General features: G+C 50.8%; 18 protein-coding genes and 1 tRNA gene. 6 read left to right on the top strand and 13 right to left on the bottom strand.

Translation table 11 applies throughout. From position 1 onward, the window contains the following. Window positions 1-81 precede the first annotated feature (81 nt). Entirely contained in the window at window positions 82-639 is a 558-nt protein-coding gene (locus tag H9Q13_RS13205) for a type 1 glutamine amidotransferase domain-containing protein (protein ID WP_191184278.1), read from the top strand. Window positions 640-721: 82 nt separating this feature from the next. Here the strand turns inward: H9Q13_RS13205 and H9Q13_RS13200 are convergent, their stop codons facing one another. The 3 genes from H9Q13_RS13200 to H9Q13_RS13190 all read right to left on the bottom strand — a co-directional run bounded on the left by H9Q13_RS13200 (window position 722) and on the right by H9Q13_RS13190 (window position 2,919). Next, complete coding sequence (locus tag H9Q13_RS13200; protein ID WP_224744277.1) at window positions 722-1,267, bottom strand: DUF6992 family protein; 546 nt, start codon at window positions 1,265-1,267, stop codon at window positions 722-724. Between the two features lie 128 nt (window positions 1,268-1,395). Continuing rightward, a complete protein-coding gene (locus H9Q13_RS13195) occupies window positions 1,396-2,118 on the bottom strand; it encodes a YceI family protein (RefSeq protein WP_191184277.1) in 723 nt (240 codons plus the stop codon). A gap of 168 nt (window positions 2,119-2,286) precedes the next feature. Next, window positions 2,287-2,919, bottom strand: a complete 633-nt coding sequence (locus H9Q13_RS13190; RefSeq protein ID WP_191184276.1) for a porin family protein — start codon at window positions 2,917-2,919, stop codon at window positions 2,287-2,289. 655 nt (window positions 2,920-3,574) lie between these two features. On the opposite strand from H9Q13_RS13190, the gene H9Q13_RS13185 reads away from it, so the two are divergent. Next, window positions 3,575-4,477, top strand: coding sequence for a histone deacetylase family protein (locus H9Q13_RS13185; RefSeq protein ID WP_191184275.1), 903 nt, complete (start codon window positions 3,575-3,577; stop codon window positions 4,475-4,477). A 7-nt stretch (window positions 4,478-4,484) separates the two neighbouring features. Here the strand turns inward: H9Q13_RS13185 and H9Q13_RS13180 are convergent, their stop codons facing one another. From H9Q13_RS13180 to H9Q13_RS13165, 4 genes are all read right to left on the bottom strand, one after another. Beyond that, window positions 4,485-4,697 (bottom strand): hypothetical protein, encoded by a 213-nt coding sequence (locus tag H9Q13_RS13180; RefSeq protein ID WP_191184274.1) that lies wholly within the window; start codon window positions 4,695-4,697, stop codon window positions 4,485-4,487. A 239-nt stretch (window positions 4,698-4,936) separates the two neighbouring features. Then, window positions 4,937-5,638, bottom strand: a complete 702-nt coding sequence (locus H9Q13_RS13175; protein ID WP_191184273.1) for a methyltransferase domain-containing protein — start codon at window positions 5,636-5,638, stop codon at window positions 4,937-4,939. Next, entirely contained in the window at window positions 5,619-6,740 is a 1,122-nt protein-coding gene (locus H9Q13_RS13170) for a type III polyketide synthase (RefSeq protein WP_191184272.1), read from the bottom strand. Before H9Q13_RS13170 ends, H9Q13_RS13175 begins: the two co-directional genes overlap by 20 nt. Before the next feature lie 155 nt (window positions 6,741-6,895). Continuing rightward, window positions 6,896-8,023: an NAD(P)/FAD-dependent oxidoreductase gene (locus H9Q13_RS13165; RefSeq protein WP_191184271.1), complete on the bottom strand. Its 1,128-nt coding sequence runs from the start codon at window positions 8,021-8,023 to the stop codon at window positions 6,896-6,898. Window positions 8,024-8,183: 160 nt separating this feature from the next. Here H9Q13_RS13165 and H9Q13_RS13160 point away from each other — a divergent pair, with 160 nt between their 5' ends. Beyond that, window positions 8,184-8,552, top strand: a complete 369-nt coding sequence (locus tag H9Q13_RS13160) for a T9SS type A sorting domain-containing protein (RefSeq protein ID WP_191184270.1) — start codon at window positions 8,184-8,186, stop codon at window positions 8,550-8,552. Between the two features lie 91 nt (window positions 8,553-8,643). Here H9Q13_RS13160 and H9Q13_RS13155 read toward each other — a convergent pair whose 3' ends face one another. Together H9Q13_RS13155 and H9Q13_RS13150 are read right to left on the bottom strand one after the other, a co-directional pair. Then, window positions 8,644-8,988: a hypothetical protein gene (locus tag H9Q13_RS13155; protein WP_191184269.1), complete on the bottom strand. Its 345-nt coding sequence runs from the start codon at window positions 8,986-8,988 to the stop codon at window positions 8,644-8,646. 148 nt (window positions 8,989-9,136) lie between these two features. Beyond that, window positions 9,137-9,208: transfer RNA gene (locus H9Q13_RS13150), tRNA-Arg, on the bottom strand. A gap of 365 nt (window positions 9,209-9,573) precedes the next feature. Here H9Q13_RS13150 and H9Q13_RS13145 point away from each other — a divergent pair. Both H9Q13_RS13145 and H9Q13_RS13140 read left to right on the top strand, forming a co-directional pair. Next, complete coding sequence (locus H9Q13_RS13145) at window positions 9,574-10,131, top strand: STAS/SEC14 domain-containing protein (RefSeq protein WP_224744276.1); 558 nt, start codon at window positions 9,574-9,576, stop codon at window positions 10,129-10,131. 52 nt (window positions 10,132-10,183) lie between these two features. Beyond that, the gene (locus tag H9Q13_RS13140; RefSeq protein ID WP_191184268.1) at window positions 10,184-10,600 is read left to right on the top strand and encodes a hypothetical protein; all 417 of its coding nucleotides are present in this window, start codon (window positions 10,184-10,186) and stop codon (window positions 10,598-10,600) included. Window positions 10,601-10,638: 38 nt separating this feature from the next. Here H9Q13_RS13140 and H9Q13_RS13135 read toward each other — a convergent pair whose 3' ends face one another. The 4 genes from H9Q13_RS13135 to H9Q13_RS13120 all read right to left on the bottom strand — a co-directional run bounded on the left by H9Q13_RS13135 (window position 10,639) and on the right by H9Q13_RS13120 (window position 14,031). Further along, the gene (locus H9Q13_RS13135; protein ID WP_191184267.1) at window positions 10,639-11,142 is read right to left on the bottom strand and encodes a GAF domain-containing protein; all 504 of its coding nucleotides are present in this window, start codon (window positions 11,140-11,142) and stop codon (window positions 10,639-10,641) included. 120 nt (window positions 11,143-11,262) lie between these two features. Further along, window positions 11,263-11,838: a heme NO-binding domain-containing protein gene (locus H9Q13_RS13130; protein WP_191184266.1), complete on the bottom strand. Its 576-nt coding sequence runs from the start codon at window positions 11,836-11,838 to the stop codon at window positions 11,263-11,265. Window positions 11,839-11,899: 61 nt separating this feature from the next. Next, complete coding sequence (locus tag H9Q13_RS13125) at window positions 11,900-12,334, bottom strand: STAS/SEC14 domain-containing protein (RefSeq protein ID WP_191184265.1); 435 nt, start codon at window positions 12,332-12,334, stop codon at window positions 11,900-11,902. Between the two features lie 461 nt (window positions 12,335-12,795). Next, entirely contained in the window at window positions 12,796-14,031 is a 1,236-nt protein-coding gene (locus tag H9Q13_RS13120; protein ID WP_191184264.1) for a Pycsar system effector family protein, read from the bottom strand. 410 nt (window positions 14,032-14,441) lie between these two features. Here H9Q13_RS13120 and H9Q13_RS13115 point away from each other — a divergent pair, with 410 nt between their 5' ends. Beyond that, window positions 14,442-18,251: a metallophosphoesterase gene (locus tag H9Q13_RS13115; RefSeq protein WP_224744275.1), complete on the top strand. Its 3,810-nt coding sequence runs from the start codon at window positions 14,442-14,444 to the stop codon at window positions 18,249-18,251. Window positions 18,252-18,298: the final 47 nt, after the last annotated feature.

Genomic DNA, 18,298 nt, shown 5'->3' with positions numbered 1-18,298 from the left:
TTCGGACTGCTTCTAACAATTTCACGCCCAAACCGTTTTGAATAGACAATTGCGATGTTAAACTAAAAAAACAAACTTAAAATGGCTAACGAACTGGATGGAAAAAAGATAGCGATAATAGTAACCGATGGCTTTGAACAGGTAGAGCTCACAGAGCCGAGGAAGGCCCTGGAAGAGGCGGGTGCCGAAACGCACCTCATCGCCCTGAAAGAAGGAGAGGTGAAGGGGTGGAACCACACCGATTGGGGCGACAAATTCAAAGTGGATAAAACCATCGGCAACGCCAACCCCGACGATTACAATGGTCTGTTGCTTCCCGGCGGTGTGATGAGCCCCGACAAGTTGCGTGCCGACGAGAAAGTCGTGCGCTTCGTGACCCAATTTATGGAGTCGGGCAAGCCGGTTGCCGCCATTTGCCACGGCCCCTGGACCCTGATTGAGACAGGCAAGCTGAAAGGCAAAAAAGTAACCAGTTACCATACCTTGAAGTCAGACCTTAAAAACGCGGGTGCCGAGTGGGTAGACCAGGAAGTGGTGGTAGACAATGGGTTGGTGACGAGCCGCAATCCGGACGATATTCCTGCCTTCAACAAGAAGATCATCGAAGAATTTGCCGAAGGCCGACACGACCCACGCTAACTCATTCCGGGCAATAACTGAAATCGCCGCACTTAACCTTAACAGGTAAAGTGCGGCGATTTTTTTATAGAATCTGTCTCTCTTAGGATGGCAGCAGGCGCAGCAGCTGCTCGGCCCGCCCCTCCAGCAGCACGGCCAACGTAACATCGAGCACCAGCAGGAAAAAGCCCTGCAACATAATGGATTGCCCCCAGCCCAGGTACTGCTCAGTTTTGGGGGAGGATTTAGAAAGCTCCTTCAGGTAGGCGGCCAACAAGAGAAAGGCCAGATCCAGGCCAATGCTCAGGTATAGCAGTTTCAGGCACCAGTAATGGAAATCTACGCTTTCGGCCAGTGTTCTCACAGTTGGGTCGATGGAGAGGGTGTAGTAGAGCGAAGCGCCCGCGATGATCAGGTTGACGATATTCCAGTAGATGTTCATCTGGAAAAAATAGCGCTTGTTGCGTGACGACTTGGTAAGTTTGATGCTGCTGATGAGAATGTTGACAAGTGCCCAAACCCCCAGCGCCAGCATTCCAAACTTAAGCGTCTCTGCCTGCTGTAAGTTGAACGCTGCCACTGCCCCGCCCTGCGCATTGGCTGACAGGGATAGCAGCAGAAGGGGGAGCAGGCAAAGGTATTTTCTCATGATAGGTTCACAAAATGGTTTTTGTAGGAACGCATTGCGGGTGACTTTAGCATGAATGGACGGGAATAAATACGGAAACAGTACAATTGCTGTAACGCAATTAGCTATGTAAGTGTTTGCCTGTTAGCTTATTTGGGCCTGGCCACCAGGTCCAGTCCTATATTTACCGCCGGATAGATTGTCTTATTTCCCAGCGACTTATCAGCGCCGTAGTTTAGTTTCCATTCGGTGCGGTCGATGTTGAAGTTGGCCTTGGCCCGCAGCAGGCTGTCTTCTTGGGTGATCAGGGCTGGGAAACTGACGCTCTTCGTGATTCCTTTGATGGTGAGGTTGCCTGTGATCTTATGTGTTGGGTTCTTGATGCGCATCTTTTTGGCGCTGGCCGTAGTCGAAGGCACTTCCTGTCTTTCTGTACTGTCGTAAAAAACAATGGAGGTAATGACGAACGAGGCCGTTGGGTGTTGCGCAACATCAAAGAACTCTTCGGAGCGCAGATGCCCGGTGAGCTTTTTGTTGCCTGCCTCGTCAATAGTCTTGTCAGTGGAACACACGGCGGTCATGTCAAACACGGTTCTGCCGCCATGGGCTATGCCATTGTGCAGGTTGATCTGCCCTTCCTTTATCGGGATCACGCCGTTGTGCCGTCCGGTTACTTTGGCACCAATCCAGGTCACGGTGCTTTTGGCAGTGTCAATTGTAAATACCTGATCAGGCACACCAGGGCTCAGGGCCCGCACGGCTGCGCCCACTTCGGCTTCATCGGTTTTCACGGTCGTGTCGCAGGCCATACCAGTCAGTGCCAGCATAGCCCATAGCAAGGTATAGAGGGGGTATGTTTTGTCGTGTCTCATAGGTGTAATCCGCGCATCGGAATGCTACACGGGTAGTAATCAGCACTATAAATACGGGCTTTGCGAACAAAGGGCTGAAAAAGTCATGCAGTCCCCACCTGGTCGTATGCAAAATAAAAGGGACTCCGGATAGAGTCCCTTTCGTGTATGGCTTTATGTGAAAATTCGCTAGAAACCGACGCCCAGGTATACCTGGAACACGCCGTGCTTGATGTCCTGGTTTATCTTCTGCCCCAGGTTGTTTTCTTTGCGAAGGTCCGCAAGACCGAGGTTATACCTGGCACCCAGCCTGAAAATGCTCAGGCGGGCCTCGGCGCCTGCTGCTATGCCATAGTCGAAGGTATTGAGCGGCTCCAGGTCTATTTCTTTGTCATCCTCCTTGGCCGACATCATCACGCTTACCTGCGGGCCAAAATGCACGCTTACGTTTTCGGTGATGTTGAATACTGCGAGCACCGGCACTTCGAGGTAATCGAAGCGGAAGGTAGAGTCGTTGCGTTCAATGCCTTTGCGGGAGTAAAGCGCTTCGGGCTGTATCGAGAAGAAATCGCTCAGGCTGAACTGGGTATAGATGCCGGCATGGAAAGTGGTCAGGCCCTCGAAGTTGCCCAGCACATCTTTCTCGCTGCCATTCAAGATAGCAAAGTTCACTCCCCCCTTCACGCCAAAGCCAGAGTTGTTACCGCTGCGACTGAACAGGTTGTGGTTTTGCCGTCCCGCAGCCGGGCCGTATGAGTCAGGTTGTGCGTAAGTGCTCAGCGAAGCAAGCAAAGTGAGCAAGAGTAATATCGTCTTTTTCATGTTTCTATGTTAAGTTTTAGGAAGTGCATGAGAGCCGGTGTTTGAAAGACCCCCATATGCAAGGGTATATATATCGTTTTTGTAATAGAAATGTTGCGGTTGACTGGCCAGGTATACCGTGTCGATGGCTTACGACCCTACTCATCTCCCTTTGACCTGAGGCAGAATATCCGGAATAAAAAATGCACAGATTAAACGCCCTGTCGAAAACAGAGCCCGCCTGAGCCAAACAGGGATATAAAAAATCCAGACCCAGGTATGGCAATCATGTCAACAGCCGATTCAGTGTTTATTTGCACTTTTGGGGGTGTTGTTATGATATTGTGAATAAATTTACCTGAAATCAACAGGGAGTTAACAGCAAATGGTGGATAATTCACACCAATCAACATAGTTATCCACATTTACCCACAGGTATAATGGGGGAAAAATTGCCAAAATATAGGGTTACAAGAATTTATACACGGCGGTGGATAGTGCATTTTACATAATGTTGCCATTAGATAATTGCACTGAAAATCAGAAGTAAATGAGTCTGGAGCAAATAAAAAAACTGGTAGGTATAGCGTGTCTACATGCTGCTTGTGGAAACCCTCAGGAGATGAAATATGGCCGGGGCAAACCAGAAGAGGTGTATAAATGTTAATTTTGCATTATGCTGAAAATAGCTTGGTCCGAAATATTTGCCCACTCCCTGCCCGAAGGCCACCGCTTTCCGATGGCCAAGTACGACCTGTTGCCCGAGCAGTTGCTCTACGAAGGTACCATTGCTCAGGATAACCTGTTCGCCCCTGCGCCGCTCGAAGAGCAATACATCCTCGACACGCACGACGCCACCTACTGGCAGCGCCTGCGCGATCTGGAGCTGAGCCCATCCGAGATTCGCAAAACGGGTTTTCCATTATCAGAGGAGTTGGTGCAGCGGGAAATCGTGATCATGAACGGTACGCTGCAGGCTGCACTGTTTGCATTGGAGTATGGCATCGGTATGAACATAGCAGGCGGCACGCACCACGCCTTTACCGACAGGGGAGAGGGTTTCTGTCTGCTCAACGACATCGCCATCGCAGCCAATCACTTGCTCAAGTACAAGGGTATCAAAAAGGTACTGGTCGTGGATTTGGACGTACACCAAGGCAACGGCACAGCGCAGATTTTCCAACATGAGCCGCGGGTGTTTACTTTCAGCATGCACGGCGGACATAACTACCCTTTCCACAAAGAAAAATCTGACCTGGACGTACCGCTTGCGGAGGGCACCGACGACAAGACCTATCTGAAACTACTTGGGGAGCATTTGCCGCGGCTGCTGGATGAACAAGAGCCGGAGTTTGTGTTCTTTCAGTCGGGGGTGGATGTGCTGGCTACTGACAAACTGGGGAAACTGGGCATGAGTATAGCCGGCTGCAAGGAGCGCGACCGCATGGTGCTGGATGCCTGCGCACGCCACCGCATACCTGTCACAGTGAGCATGGGCGGAGGCTACTCCAGGCAGATCGCGCACATCGTGGAGGCGCACGCCAATACCTTCCGGCTGGCGCAGCAATTTTTCTTTTAGCCTGGGGTTAAGGCCGGAATTTCAGCTTGTCGTCCTCGCTCTTACCCTTTGCGCCCGGCAATATCAGTTTAAGCGCAACATAGATGATGGGAGCCAAAACGAGCACCAGTATAATGAAAAGGGCAGCCTTCAGCACCTTCACGAAGATAGAAATGACAAGTACCGAAAGGATGATGGAGACTGCAAAAAGGATCCAGAAGTTAAGCGTGCTTTTGCTCATGTCGTCAGGTTTTGATTAAGCGATTAGCTATACTTTTTACGGGCGTACCACAGCACATAGTAAATAGCCGGTTGTAGCGTAGCAATGAGTGCCAGTACAAGCCAAATATTTGTTAAGAACTCGCGGGTCCAAGCAAAATAAAGGATTGTGGCTGCCAGCAGCACAGAAAGTAAATAGAGTATATTGAATCGTCGCATCATATGAGAGTTGCTTTTTATACCCTGTTAAGATACTAATTGTTAGGCTTTCTTCAAAAGAAGCTGCCACCGAAAAGCCCACATCCAGCGCAGACTATACCTGTCTATACCTGCCTCCTGCACCAATCTTTGTAGTTCATCTCTCCGGAAAGCCCGCCAAACGGAGAGCGGCGCATCGTTTTTAACCAGGTAGGAATCCGAAAAAAAATGGGTAAGCAGTTTGATGGAATGATAGGCCAGCCAGTGGCGGTGCAGGTCGTTGATGATGACGGCTATACCTGCCTGCCGGTGCAACTGCCTGAACATGCTCACGAGCTGTTCATCCGTGAAATGGTGGCAGAACAGACTGCAAACCACAATGTCGTATTGCTTTTGCTGAAACTGATCCGAGAACACATCATGCTGCTCCAGCCTGATTTCCGGAAAGCCGCCGCAGCGCTGCCGGGCGTACTGCACCATAAAATCGTTGGCGTCTATACCTGTGAGGTGCAGTTTTATGTTTTTGCGGCGGGCCCATTTGGCGATGTGGCGCAGCGTGTCGCCGCCGCCACAGCCTATGTCGGCAATATGCAAAGGCGGACCATTATACCCATCCAGGAGTTTATCCAAGGCATCCAACACCACCTTATACCCACCCAGCCAGGTGTTGATCACCTCCAGCTCTTCGAGGTTGCGCCGCAGCTCATCCCCCGACAAGCTAAGGTCGTCCATCAGTTCGGGTTGGTTAGACCGTTGTTTCAGCATAGTGCACTTTGAGTAGCATCGATTCCAGTGTCAGGCCCGGGCCAAAAGCAAAGCTCAGTACCGGCTCGTCTTTCTCCTGTGTAGTCAGGCTGGCCATCAGGTCTTTTAGCACAAACAGCACCGTAGCCGACGACATGTTGCCGAATTCATGCAGCACGCGGTAGGCGTGGCGGTTGTCGTCGCGTGTCATGCCCAGTTCCTGCTCTATCACCTCCAGTATGCGCCGCCCACCGGGGTGTATCGCAAACAGCTTAATTTCTGAAACCGTGGTCCGGAGACCTTGCAGCAGACGCTCCGTGAGTTGTTTTATGCCGTTTTTGATAAGATCTGGCACGTAGGAAGAGAGTGTCATCTCGAAGCCCGTGTCGCCGATGTGCCAGGCCATCTCGCGCTTGCCGGCGGGGGCCAGGTCGCAGTGGAAGGACTGCAACTCAAGACTAACCTCCGGGCAAGGCTGTCCTTGCATAAGCACTGCCGCCGCGCCGTCGCCGAACAGCGCATTCGACACCAGGTGGTCTTGCTCCGGATTCTTCTGGAAATGGATCGTGCAAATCTCGGTGCAAACCAGCATTACCTTTGCGCTTGGGTCGGCTTTGCAGATGGCATCGGCCAGTTTGATGGCGTTGAAAGCCGCATAGCAGCCCATGAAATTAACGGCGGTGCGCTGCACAGAGGAGTTCAGTTCAAGCCGCTCCACCAGCTCAATATCGAGTCCCGGCGCATACATGCCCGTGCAGCTCACCGTGATCAGGTGCGTGAGTTCCGGCAGCGTTATGCCGCTGAGTTGCTTCAGGCAGTTGCGCACTGCCTCCTCCGACAAATCGAGGGCGTGCTTCCGGTATACCTCCATGCGCTGCTGCACCGTCGGGAAAGGCTCGAGATCGGTTGTGTTAGGGAAGAAGGTATAGTCGCCGTTTTGGCGGGTGAAGTCTTCGAGCACACTGTAGCGCTGCCCTATACCTGATACGCGGTAAAGTGCTTTGAGCTTGCGGGTGTCCTGTTCGTTCATTTGCAGGGCGGCGGACATAAAGTCGGCCACCTGCATCTGCGGGATTTTGTGTGGCGGGTTAGCCGTGCCGATACCGCATATATAGCTTTTCATGAGCTGGTTTGTGTAGCGTTTGTTCCCTGTGAAAACCCACGTCTGCTTTGGTCAGCTAGGGTAGGTATAGCGACAACAGGCACAGGTGCTGTAAGTTTAGCCTATACCTGAAAAGGGCATAGGCGTGGGTTTGGTTAAGTACGCAAGCGGCCGTTTTAAGATGTAGGCGACCCGAAAGGTTGTCCGTGCGTTTGCCGCATGATAAGCTGCACAGCCGCCGGGACATGGCGCAGTGTATTCACCGCCACTTCCGAAAGAAAAGGATTGCCAAACAAACGCTGCACGGTGCGGCCTACCTGCAGTCTGCGTTCGAACTGGTTTTTCCATGCGTGGGTATAGCTGGTTTCCAGGACCTGCCGGTTGCGGTCGCCCTCAATGTAGTGAAGCACATGTTCGGTCGCCAGTTTTCCTGCATGTATCGCCATCGCCATGCCGTTGCCGCACAGGGGCGTAATCATGCCCGCCGCGTCGCCACACATGAGCATGTGGTGGTCCACACAGGTTTTGGTGGCAAACGAGATCTCGTTGATGACCTCGGGCTGCTCATATAGAAACTCCGCCTCCCGGAAAATACGGCGCAGGTGCGGGTTCTGCTGCAGCACAGCTTTTTCCATGGCAGGTATAGCTCCGTATCGGCGCAGGTTGTCGCGGGTGGTCAGGTAGCAAAAGCAGTAGCGGCCGTCCTCAATGGCTGATATACCGGCGTAGCCGTCTTTAAAATTGTGCAGTGCGATCAGGTCGGTGGGCATGTCAAGGCGCAGGTGATATTTCACTCCGATGTAGGGCGAGCGTTTCGCAAAAAAGGAGCGGTTGAACTGGCGGTCCAGTGCGCTGCGCTTGCCATAGGCCCCCAGCACCACTGCCGCCGCCAGGGTGTCGCCGTTTGCCAGCTTTAAGTGAAACCCGTTGCCTGTAAACTGCACATCCTGTACCGTGGTATGCACCCGCACCTGCACACCCCGCGCCAAGGCAAGCTGGTAAAGGAAATGATCAAAGGTATACCTGCTGATGCCAAAGCCACCGAGGTCGAGCGGCGACTCAAGTTTTACCCCCTTGGGTGAGGTAAGCATAAAGCGTGAAATGGTGGCGGGTCGGAGCATGGCGGGGTCTGCCCCGATAGAGCGCAGGTAGGGCAGCACCTCATTGGATACATACTCGCCGCATACCTTGTGCTGCGGATATGATTTTTTTTCGAGTAGCGTCACCGAAATGCCCTTGTCGGCCAAAGCAATGGCACTGGTCAGTCCGGCAAGCCCTCCTCCGATAACGGCAACATCTATCAAACAGTCGCTATGTTTTTAAAGTCCAAAAAAATGATGTGGATATTTGGTGAAAGCATCCATTTAGTAATGTAAAATACAAGAACAATTTATCTTTACGAACGTTTAAAATATGGAACAACTTTTGTAATACTTTAAACGGAACTAGAACTTAAATTTCAGCATGAAACAAATTATACTTACTCTTTTTATCTGTTTCGCCACGTTGCTGGCACAGGCCCAGGTTCGCGACCCCGCAGCTGGCCAGGCAGGCAACAAGGCGAGGGCTTTGGAGCAGCAAGATAAAGAAGTATCCATCTACCCTAACCCTAACAACGGGGTTTTTACGATTTCCTTCTCAAGTCTGGATGCAAGTCAGGTTGATCTTCGCATTATCAATGTAATTGGCAACGAGATCTACCACGAAGTAGTAAAGCGATCTGAGCTGCACACGGCCAAAACGATAGATCTGACCAGACTCGCCAAAGGATTGTATTATGTCAAAATAGAGACAGACGGCTATAGCTCGGTTAGACGGGTTGTAGTGAAATAAAGATAAGATACACCCCAAGCAGCGAGGGCCTTTCGGTATAACCGGAAGGCCCTCGCTGTTTGTTCAGTGTACTAGCTTTGATGAACTCAGTTTACTCTGGCAGAATGGCCTTTGACACAAAGCCCGTATACATCGTTGTGTCTTTTTGGACGCGCGCTTTCACGAAGATAGCATCTAGGGTGTCCAGCACCTGAATCAACTGAGTCGTATCGAAGTATACCAGGCTGGTCGCCTGAAAACTGGCAGTCTTGTATACCTCGCCGCCGATAAGCGGTTTTGTGACATAGATGACATCCGGGCCTAATTGGGAGGCTGCACCCGTTTCGCTGGCCATAGTGGCCTCCGACTCGTCAGCCTCCATCTTGCCCCGCTCCGTGTTGCAGGATGTCCCCAGCAGGCAGGCAGCAGTCAGGCAGGTTAACAGAGTTGTTTTCATTTTGATAAGGAGTGGCTTCAAATACAATATAGGGTAATAAAAACTCTTTTAAAAATGTGCCCTGCCAGCAGCCGTCTGCTGGTCAGACGTTTTCTTTGAAAACAATACCGGTTGCCACACAAACAGAGGCTTCGGGAAATTGAGGGTGTGGCCCTGAGCAGAATCGAACTGCTATCTAAAGTTTAGGAAACTCCTATTCTATCCATTGAACTACAGGGCCTTGGTAATTGATTGGTTAGCTAAACACTTCTAATCCTTATTCCCTTTTTATGCAGAAATGTTCTTTAAGCCTTGTACGATAAGAACTTAATACGACTCTGTTTTGCTGCCAATTGAACAAAGATAACTCTTCTGAACACATCTTACAAAGTCGTACGACGGATAGAGTCAAATTAAGAAAGCCGACAACATACCTAAACGCAAGCAGGGTACTTAACAACTGAAAATAGAGTCTGATGTTTGTCGATAAATTAGCGTACCTTTACTTGTTATCTGTGTCTGATTTCCGATTGGTGTTTAATTCATCATTATTTCATCCTATGAAAATGATGATTGAAGCTGAGAGAATTGCAGCGTTAAAGCGATATGACATTTTGGACACGCCCCCAGATGGTAGTTTCGATCGTATTGCGCTTCTTGAGAGGGAAAAAAATTATTTACTCAATGGGGAGGATGCTATTTCCAAACCCTCTGGTAACAAATCCAGTATTAAGTTCTGTTATGCAAATTCCGAAGATGAGGCAACAACTTACAAACGCTTTTGGTAAGGTATTTATTACCATTACTGCAGATACCGAAAACAGATGGATACATACTAATTGGGTTGGATACTTAACGCAAGAGAATGTGAAGGCAGGTGCTTTGGCTTATACAAATGCTGTCAAGGAGTATGGCTATAGTTGTGTGCTAAACGATACAAGCGAGGTGCTTGGCAGTTGGGATCACTCCCTGGAGTGGGTAATAGATGAGTGGTCTATACAGGCAGCCGCAGCAGGAATAAAACATTTCGCTCTGATCACCACACCTGAGTCTTTTGCAGGGGCTACGGCTTCCAATTTTTCCTCCAATAACAAAGCCTTTGAGGTCAGGGTGTTTGCGAACGAAACCACCGCGAAAGCATGGTTACTCCAACATTCTATTTAATTCAGAGATTATCTTTTACTGGTGTCAACACAAGGCTAAAATATTGAACGGGATGGAACAGCAGGTCAGGTTGAAAAAGGTATTTGGGGATGTGTTTTTCACAGCCACAAGAACACAGGCAGGTGACATTCTGCATGTAGAGTGGTATGGAACGCAGTCGGTGGAGACTGTGAAGGAAGGCGGCTACAAAATGCTGGAGATGATGAAGGAACAGCCCTGTGCGAAGCTGCTCAACAGTAACAAAAATGTGGTGGGGTCCTGGGATATGGCCCTCGATTGGGCAGAAAAAGTTTGGACGCCTCAGATGAAAGCTGCTGGCCTGCGTTATATGGCGCAGGTGGTGCCTACCAGTATTTACGCCACCTTAACCATCGAAAGCCTGATACAGCGGATAGACAGGGAGTTTATGATAAGAATTTTTGAAGACGAAGAAGAGGCTGAAGACTGGTTGTGTTCAGTAACTGGGTAGAGCCCAGGCAGGCTTCAGCCTATAAACCCAACGTTCGCTTAGGACTTCTCTATCTCGTCCATCACAATAGAGGCAAGGCTTTGGAGCATTTTCTGATCTGATGCAGTGAACTCCCTCGGTACCTTGTCGACAATGCACACAGCCCCAATGTTATAACCATCTGATGTGGTTAAGGGAGCGGCCGCGTAGAACTGCAGGCCAAAATCACCTATAACCATCGGATTAGCCAACAGGCAAGGTTCCTCCCTAGCATTCTCAAAAACGGTAACATCACTATTTAGTATCGCCAAAGAACACAGGCTGACAGCTCTGCTCACCTCATTCAATCCATCCATCCCTGTCTGGGCTTTTGTGATAACATAGTCTCTGTCCACGAAATTCACCAGAGCGATCGGCACATTGAACATACGGGAAGCGATGGCGGCAATGTGCTTAAAGGTACCGTTCTCTTCGTAGGTGTCCAGGATATGCAGGCTTTTCAGCTTTGCCAGTCGTTCGTTGTCGTTATCAGGGATTATCGGTAATCCAAATGTATTGTTCATTGTTAAATGTCAAAGTAAATCCAACGCGTGGACTGAAAAAGAAGGAGGTGAAGGCTATTTAAAAGAAACCGAGCTTAAGCCTCCTTCAGGTCTCCAGTGTAAAACTAAGCAATTGCCATATCAGTTCAGAAAGTCAACCTGAATCTGTACCCTTTCCTCGTCAGGGGCGGTTAGTCGTGTCACAGACACACTGTCGCTCTCATTGTGATACTTTGCAATGCCCTTGATGATGCCAACGGCTACGCCCGACATCCTTCGTTTGGAGTAATAGTCCACAATTAACTGCTTGCTACCTTTCTTGGTTACCAGCAACATGGGAGGGTTTGTCCTCTTGTCCTGGTTCTTCACGGCACCGTGCATAGAGCTTTCTGTATGCAACAGCATGTCGTATGTGCGCCAGTTTGGATTTACGTACTTGTTGTAAATCAACAGCAGGTCTGGCACTAAAAACTCCCCAAACTGCTCCATCAAATCATAGACAGGAATGCCTGTTACCTCAGAAGCCTTGTTTACAATAGCGAACAGTTCCCTGGTAGGGTACATCTCGTGCATCTGGTAGGAGGCGCCTTCCAAGCCTGTTGACTGCAGGAGCTTCATCCAGGTACTGTAATCGTATGCATGTTCTACGAAGCGCCTTAATAAAGCGAATAAAGAACCATGCATGTGGTCTTCGGTGCTGTTACTATTGTGATCCATGCTATTATAGGTTATGTTCCTAACACAATATACTACGAGGCAATATTAATACGAGTCAATATTAAATTGGGCGTGATGAAGGCCGTGTTATAGGCAAAACGTCACTTTTCAGCCAATCAAGCGCTTTGCTGACTTCGGTGAAGCGCTGCACCTCCACTGAAAGAGTCATGTTATCCAAAAGAGTCTTCACTACTTTCTCTCTTTTTGAATCGGGTGTTACGAGACGTGCCACCTTCTGGACTCGGGTTGCCATCAGGTTTCGGTAGAACTCAGCGATAATGTCAGCGTAACTTTCCGCATCAACCGACATGTTTGTTTGCCGGGCATCCAGCAATACCCGCTTCACATCATAGTTTCGCACATGCTCCACTATAATAGCCAGGCTTCGTTTCATCTCTGGCAACACAACATCATCCACATTCGGCATCTCAAAAGAAAGTATGTCGGTTGCCGGTTCGTAGTCCAGCGTCAAGAAGCCGTTTTTGTAAATCACCATGCTTTATAACCTGTTTTTTATTTGAAGTGTAACGGCGTGCAAGTTGCGACGCAGTGGCGCTGACCAGGGTGCCAGTTACATATTTAAGTCCATAGGCAAGAGTTTCTTCAAACAAGCCTTTTTATCATTCCTGTCAACCACGCCCGCTCATATGTCTGGCAGCATTGAACCTTAACGGTTGAGCTCTCAATACATAGGGGATGTAACCTGCCTGCGTCCTAGTTTGGGTGTTTTTTTCCTAAAAGTCTGTTGCGCACCGTAATTGGTATGACAGGTAGTCGTGTAGAGTAGGTTACGAGTAAAACGGAAGAGGTTGAGGTATAAACTATGTTTTGTTCATACAGGAGTCACCCCGGAGCGGCTTATCAGAGTGTGAAGATCAGAACCCAAGTTAGAGATATGGCTGGCTGAAGGTATACGCCTCCGGCCCACCGCTACTAATGTAGTTTAATTCCGCCTATTTACAACCTGGACTGCGCTGCTGGGGCCGGGTCCACGATAGGGGCATCATAAAGGGCTATGGAGATGCCAAAAGCAATCACGGTAAGCACCAATCCTACCATAAAGATAGAGTAAGAGATGCGTAGAATCTTATACTTGCGACCCAGCACCTCCCCCAGGTAATAGATGTCGGTGATCATGTTGGTGTATAACGATTTTTTGTCGCGCATAATTTCGTGCATGCCGTTTTGGAAATCCTCCAGCGGGATGTTGGTGAAGTTTCCGAAAAATAGCAGGTTTACCTTCTTGCTGTTGATTTTCTTCTTGTTGAAAGAAAAGCTGGTGACCTCGGGCTGCGCAGAGATAATAGCAAAGATCACTGACCCCAGTGTGGTGAGCAGCAGCATACCCACAGGTATAAGCAAAGAGCGGTGCTGGGCGAACTCAGCCCCCGTGATAGAGGTCTTGGTGCTTAGGTAGGTGATAATAACGGACATGATGATGGCGTTGAGGCTGATCATCATATTGGCTTTGTTATCGGCTATGGCGCTCAGGTTGAGGTGGGTGCGATAAGTGTTGCGAAACATCGTTTCGATGCCCCGCTTGGGTTGGGCAAGGGTCTCGCGGTGGGCCTTCTCCTCCTTCTTCAGCTTTTTAGACTCTTTTTGCAACCGGTTGCGCTGCTCCTGGATATTGAGTCCGAGTTGCTCGGCATACTTATGCTGTGCCTTGTCGGTGTAAAAAGTGGTCGAGAGCAAGAACTCCATCTGGAACTGGGCCCACTCCTGATCTGTGAAAAACCTGTCCTGAAATATCTCCCATTCCACACGCAGCAGCTCGGCCGTCGCAAAGAAGGTCTCCTTGCCGATGTTGGCCATGTCGGCGTCGACTATTATTTCCTGCAACAGGCTGTTCGGTTTGGTACCGTGCTTGGTGGCCATGATGCAATCGGCAATGCGGGCAATGCGCTCAGGCGGATACTGCTGCCCCTGCAGCCAGGAAGATGCGAAACGGATGCTTTCTTCCTCGTGTCCTTTGTAGGCCGTCACATAGCCGGTGTCATGAAACCAGGCGGCAAGCTCCAGATCCTGAAGCTCTTCCTCGCTCAATTTATGAAGTTCACCTAACTGGCGGGCTTCGTTGGCGGTTTCGAATGTGTGCTTATAGTTATGGTAGACGAGCTTCTTGGACAATTGCTCCTTGAATAGCCTGAATACATACTCGCTTGCTCTTTTGACGATGTTCTGCTCTTCCATAGTGGTGTTTTGCCAGACCTCTGGGCTCTGCATTCGCTGCAAAGCCAATTGTTGGCTATTGAAAGTGGTGCTGTTTCCAATTTGCGGTTACGGTGAAATACGGTTTTAGTTGAAACAGGATGTTAGGGCAGGCAAAGCCGTTCGGCCAAAGAGAACAGGCGGGCCGTGTGAAGTATTCCAAAAACTTAATGTTGATTCCATACGTTATGAATCTCAGTTTGGCCGTTCCCAGCGCGTTTGCTTCCATGTATAGCAGGAAGGTATACGGCTACAGAAAATACCTATGTTGTACACAGCACCTGCCCGTATACCTGATAGTAAATCCTCTGAAGCCTGCCGGGAGCAGGGCCTTGCCTGTATGGATTATACCTGCTCTTTGCCTTGAGTAGAATAGTCAGCCCACAAAAAATATGAGAAACACGATTCACCCCATGCGATCTATATTCCGACCTCTGGCTGTTGGTCTTAGCCTGTTACTCCTACAAGCCTGCACCACGCAAAAACCCTACTACAGCCGCGACGTGCAGGACTGGGACCAAAAGCAGCCCAATCCTGAAAACAAGGTGCAGTATACCGTTTTCCTGATTGGCGATGTGGGCGCTCCGGACCTGAAACAGCAGGAGCCCTCGCTAAAGCTGATGCAAAAGCAAATGAACGAGGCCGGGGAGCAAAGCGCCACCATCTTTCTGGGCGACAATGTATACCACAACGGCCTGCCAGAGCCTGGCCGCTACGACCGGGAGGTGTCAGAACAACGCCTGAACGCCCAGCTGGACGTGCTCCGGGGCTATACCGGTGAAAAGTATATGATACCCGGCAACCACGACTGGAACCACAGTGGCCGAGGCGGCCTGGAGTTTGTGGTGCGTGAGCAAAACTATGTGAACGAATACCTGACCGAGGAAGGCATCGTGGTGGGTGGGGACTTTTATGTGCCTGGCGACGGCTGTCCTGGGCCATATGAGATTAAGATCAGTGATGATGTGGTCATGATTGCCCTGGATTCGGAGTGGTGGCTGCACCCATGGGAGCGCCCTTACGGTGCTGGCAGCAACTGCTGGGCATCCACAGAGGCCGACCTGCTGGTGAAACTGGAGGATATCATTGAAAAGCACCAGGGCTCCAATATTCTGGTTGTGGCCCATCACCCTCTGTTCACCCGGGGCAACCATGGCGGTTTCTTTACCCTGAAGGACCACGTCTTCCCGCTTACGATGCTTCGCGACTGGATATACCTGCCCCTGCCGGTTATCGGGTCAATCTATCCGTTTGCCCGCAAATATGGCGGCATTCTGCAGGACATACCGCACCCACGCTACCAGGCCTACATAGAGGGTATGCTGAATATCTTTGACAAGTACGATAACATCGTGTATGCTGCCGGGCATGAACACTCCCTGCAGCACTTCAAGCACAACAAACTGGCCCACATAGTAAGCGGCTCGGGCTGCAAGACGCAGCATGTGAAGCCCGGCGGCGAGGCGATGTATACCCACGAAGTAAAAGGTTTTGCCAAATTACTCTACTACACCAACGGGGAAGCCTGGGTGGAGTACTGGACACCCGAAGGCGATGGCTCAGAAGGCACCATGACCTTCAGAACACCCTTGTACGCCAAGGAACCGCGCCGAAGGAGAGAAGCTGTTGTAGACGAAACCAATTATGCCGACAGCACCATTGTGGTGGCAGCCAACGACAACTATGTGGCCAAGGGCCTGCGCCGTACCTTGCTGGGCGAGCACTACCGCCAGGAGTGGGCAGCACCGGTAGAAGTGCCGTTGCTGGACATGCGAAACGAAATGGGCGGCCTGACCCCTTACCAAAAAGGCGGCGGCAAGCAAACGGCCTCCCTGAAGGTGCGTAACCCGGAAGCGCGTGAGTATACCTTGCGCACCGTAGACAAAGACCCGACCCTGGCCTTGCCGGAGTATTTGCGACAAACGGCAGCCAAAGCCCTGCTGCAAGACCAGATTTCGGCGCAGCACCCCTATGGGTCGCTGGCTATACCTAAACTGGCAGATGGCGCAGGCGTTTACCATACCAACCCGAAGCTGGTATATATCCCACAGACGCCCTACCTGCGCCAGTACATAGATGAATTCAGCAACACACTGGCCTTTTTGGAAGAAGACGCCGATGAGAACCACGAAGACGTGGCCAGCCTGGGCTTTGCCGAGAACCTGGTAGGCACCGACAAGGTGCTGAAGGAACTGCGTCAGGACAACGACAACAAAGTCGATCAGCAAGCCTTCGTGCGGGCACGCCTGTTCGATATGCTGGTAGGTGACTGGGACCGGCATGAGGGGCAGTGGCGCTGGAGAGAGGAGAAGACCGACAGTGGCAAGGTATACACCCCTGTGCCCGAAGACCGTGACCAGGTGTTCTTCAAAGCAGACGGTATTATACCTTGGTTGGCCACTCGCAAGTGGGGTGTGCGAAACGTGCAGAACTTCGGCTACGATTTCCGTGACATTGTTGGGCTCAACCTGAGCGCCCTTACCATCGACCGTACATTCACACCCGCCATTACGCGGCAGGAGTGGGTGCGCATTGCTGAAGAAATAAAGGCCGGCGTGACAGATCAGGTGATTGAAGAGGCAATTGCACAATGGCCGGAAAGCGTGCAAGCCATCTCCGGCGAAGAAATCAAGGCGAAGCTCAGGTCACGCCGCGACAAGCTGGCCCAGGCCGCCGAGGCCTACTACGAGCACATATCTTCTATGGTGGATGTGGCCGGCAGCGACAAGCACGAGCGCTTTATTGTAAACAGACTCAATGATGACGAGACGCACCTGACGGTATACAAAATCAATAAAGAAGGAGAGCTGCTCGACACACTTTTTAAACGCACCTTTTATACCTCCGAAACCAAAGAGTTGCGCCTTTACGGGCAGCGTGGCAAAGACCAGTTCGAGGTAACCGGGGATGTGAACAAAGGTATACTGGTGCGCATTATCGGGGGCAATGACGAAGACATCATCACGGACAAGTCGCGTGTAGCAGGTATAAAAAAGCACACCGTGGTGTACGACACCGAAGAGGGCAATAAGTTCATCTTCGGACCTGAAACCAAAGACAGAACGAGCATTTCGCCTGACGTGAATTTCTATGACCGCGACAACCACAAGCTGCCTTACTGGGGGCCGCGGCTGTCGTTTGAGTACAACGTGGATGATGGGCCGTTTGTGGGAGGCGGCGTGCTGGTTCGCACGCACAAGTTCCGCAATGCGCCTTTTGCCGCGGAGCACATTCTGGAAGGAAACTACGCCTTCTACACCAACTCCTTCAACGTGCGCTACAAAGGCGACATCATGCAGGTTTTCGGGAATTGGAACATTGGGGTGAATGCCGCCATACAAGGCCCGCAGTACCAGCGCAACTTCTATGGCTACGGCAACGACACCAGGCAACAGGACGGGCTGGATGACTCCTTCTACCGCGTGCGTTTCAAACGGGTGAATGTCGGGACGACTCTCAACAACAACCTGGCGCCCTTCTTCAAAATTGGTTTTGGGCCTACCTACGACCGCTTCAGGGTGGTAAACTCTGAGAAGGAAACCTTCCTGGTGAACGAGGCGCTGAATGGCCGTTTGGAGGCAGGCTCCTATGACTTTGAAGAGAATCGGTTTGAGTCGCAGCACTATGTCGGGATGATGGCCTTCGCGAACATGGATGTATTGGGGGAGGGCAACCAAAAGAACCCACGCATTGGCATGCGCTCGCACAACCGCATCAGTTACAACAAGCAGACCGATGGAGAAGGGCTAAGCTATACGCACGTCAGTTCGGAGTTCGTCTTCTACCTGAGTCCTAACTTCCCGTTCCAGCTGACATGGGCAGGCCGCCTGGGGGCAGCGCACAACTTCGGTGATTTCCGCTTCTACCAGGCCAATACGCTGGGGGGCATGGATAATCTGCGTGGATATCGCCGCACACGTTTTGCAGGCCGCAGCTATGTTTTTGCCAATGCCGAGGCCCGCCTGGCGCTGTTCGATTTCAACCTGTACATTACTCCCGGAAAGCTGGGTGTTTTAGGCCTGTATGACGTAGGGCGCGTATATTACGATGGCGACGATCGCAGCGGTTTTCTGCGCAACCTGCACACAGGTATAGGTGGCGGCATTTGGGCCGACATCATGAATAAAAACGTAGTGGCGCTGACATATGCCAAAGGCGATGTAGACAGGCTCTGGAACTTAAGCTTTGGCTTTTTATTCTAAACCCATTGTAAATCGTATAGAAAAAGTGCCGTGGCAAGCGGCACTTT

The organism is Pontibacter aquaedesilientis (genome assembly GCF_014773225.1).
Taxonomy (GTDB): Bacteria; Bacteroidota; Bacteroidia; order Cytophagales; family Hymenobacteraceae; genus Pontibacter; species Pontibacter aquaedesilientis.
The sequence above is the reverse complement of the archived record's forward strand: the minus strand, read 5'-3'. Positions and strand labels throughout refer to the sequence as shown.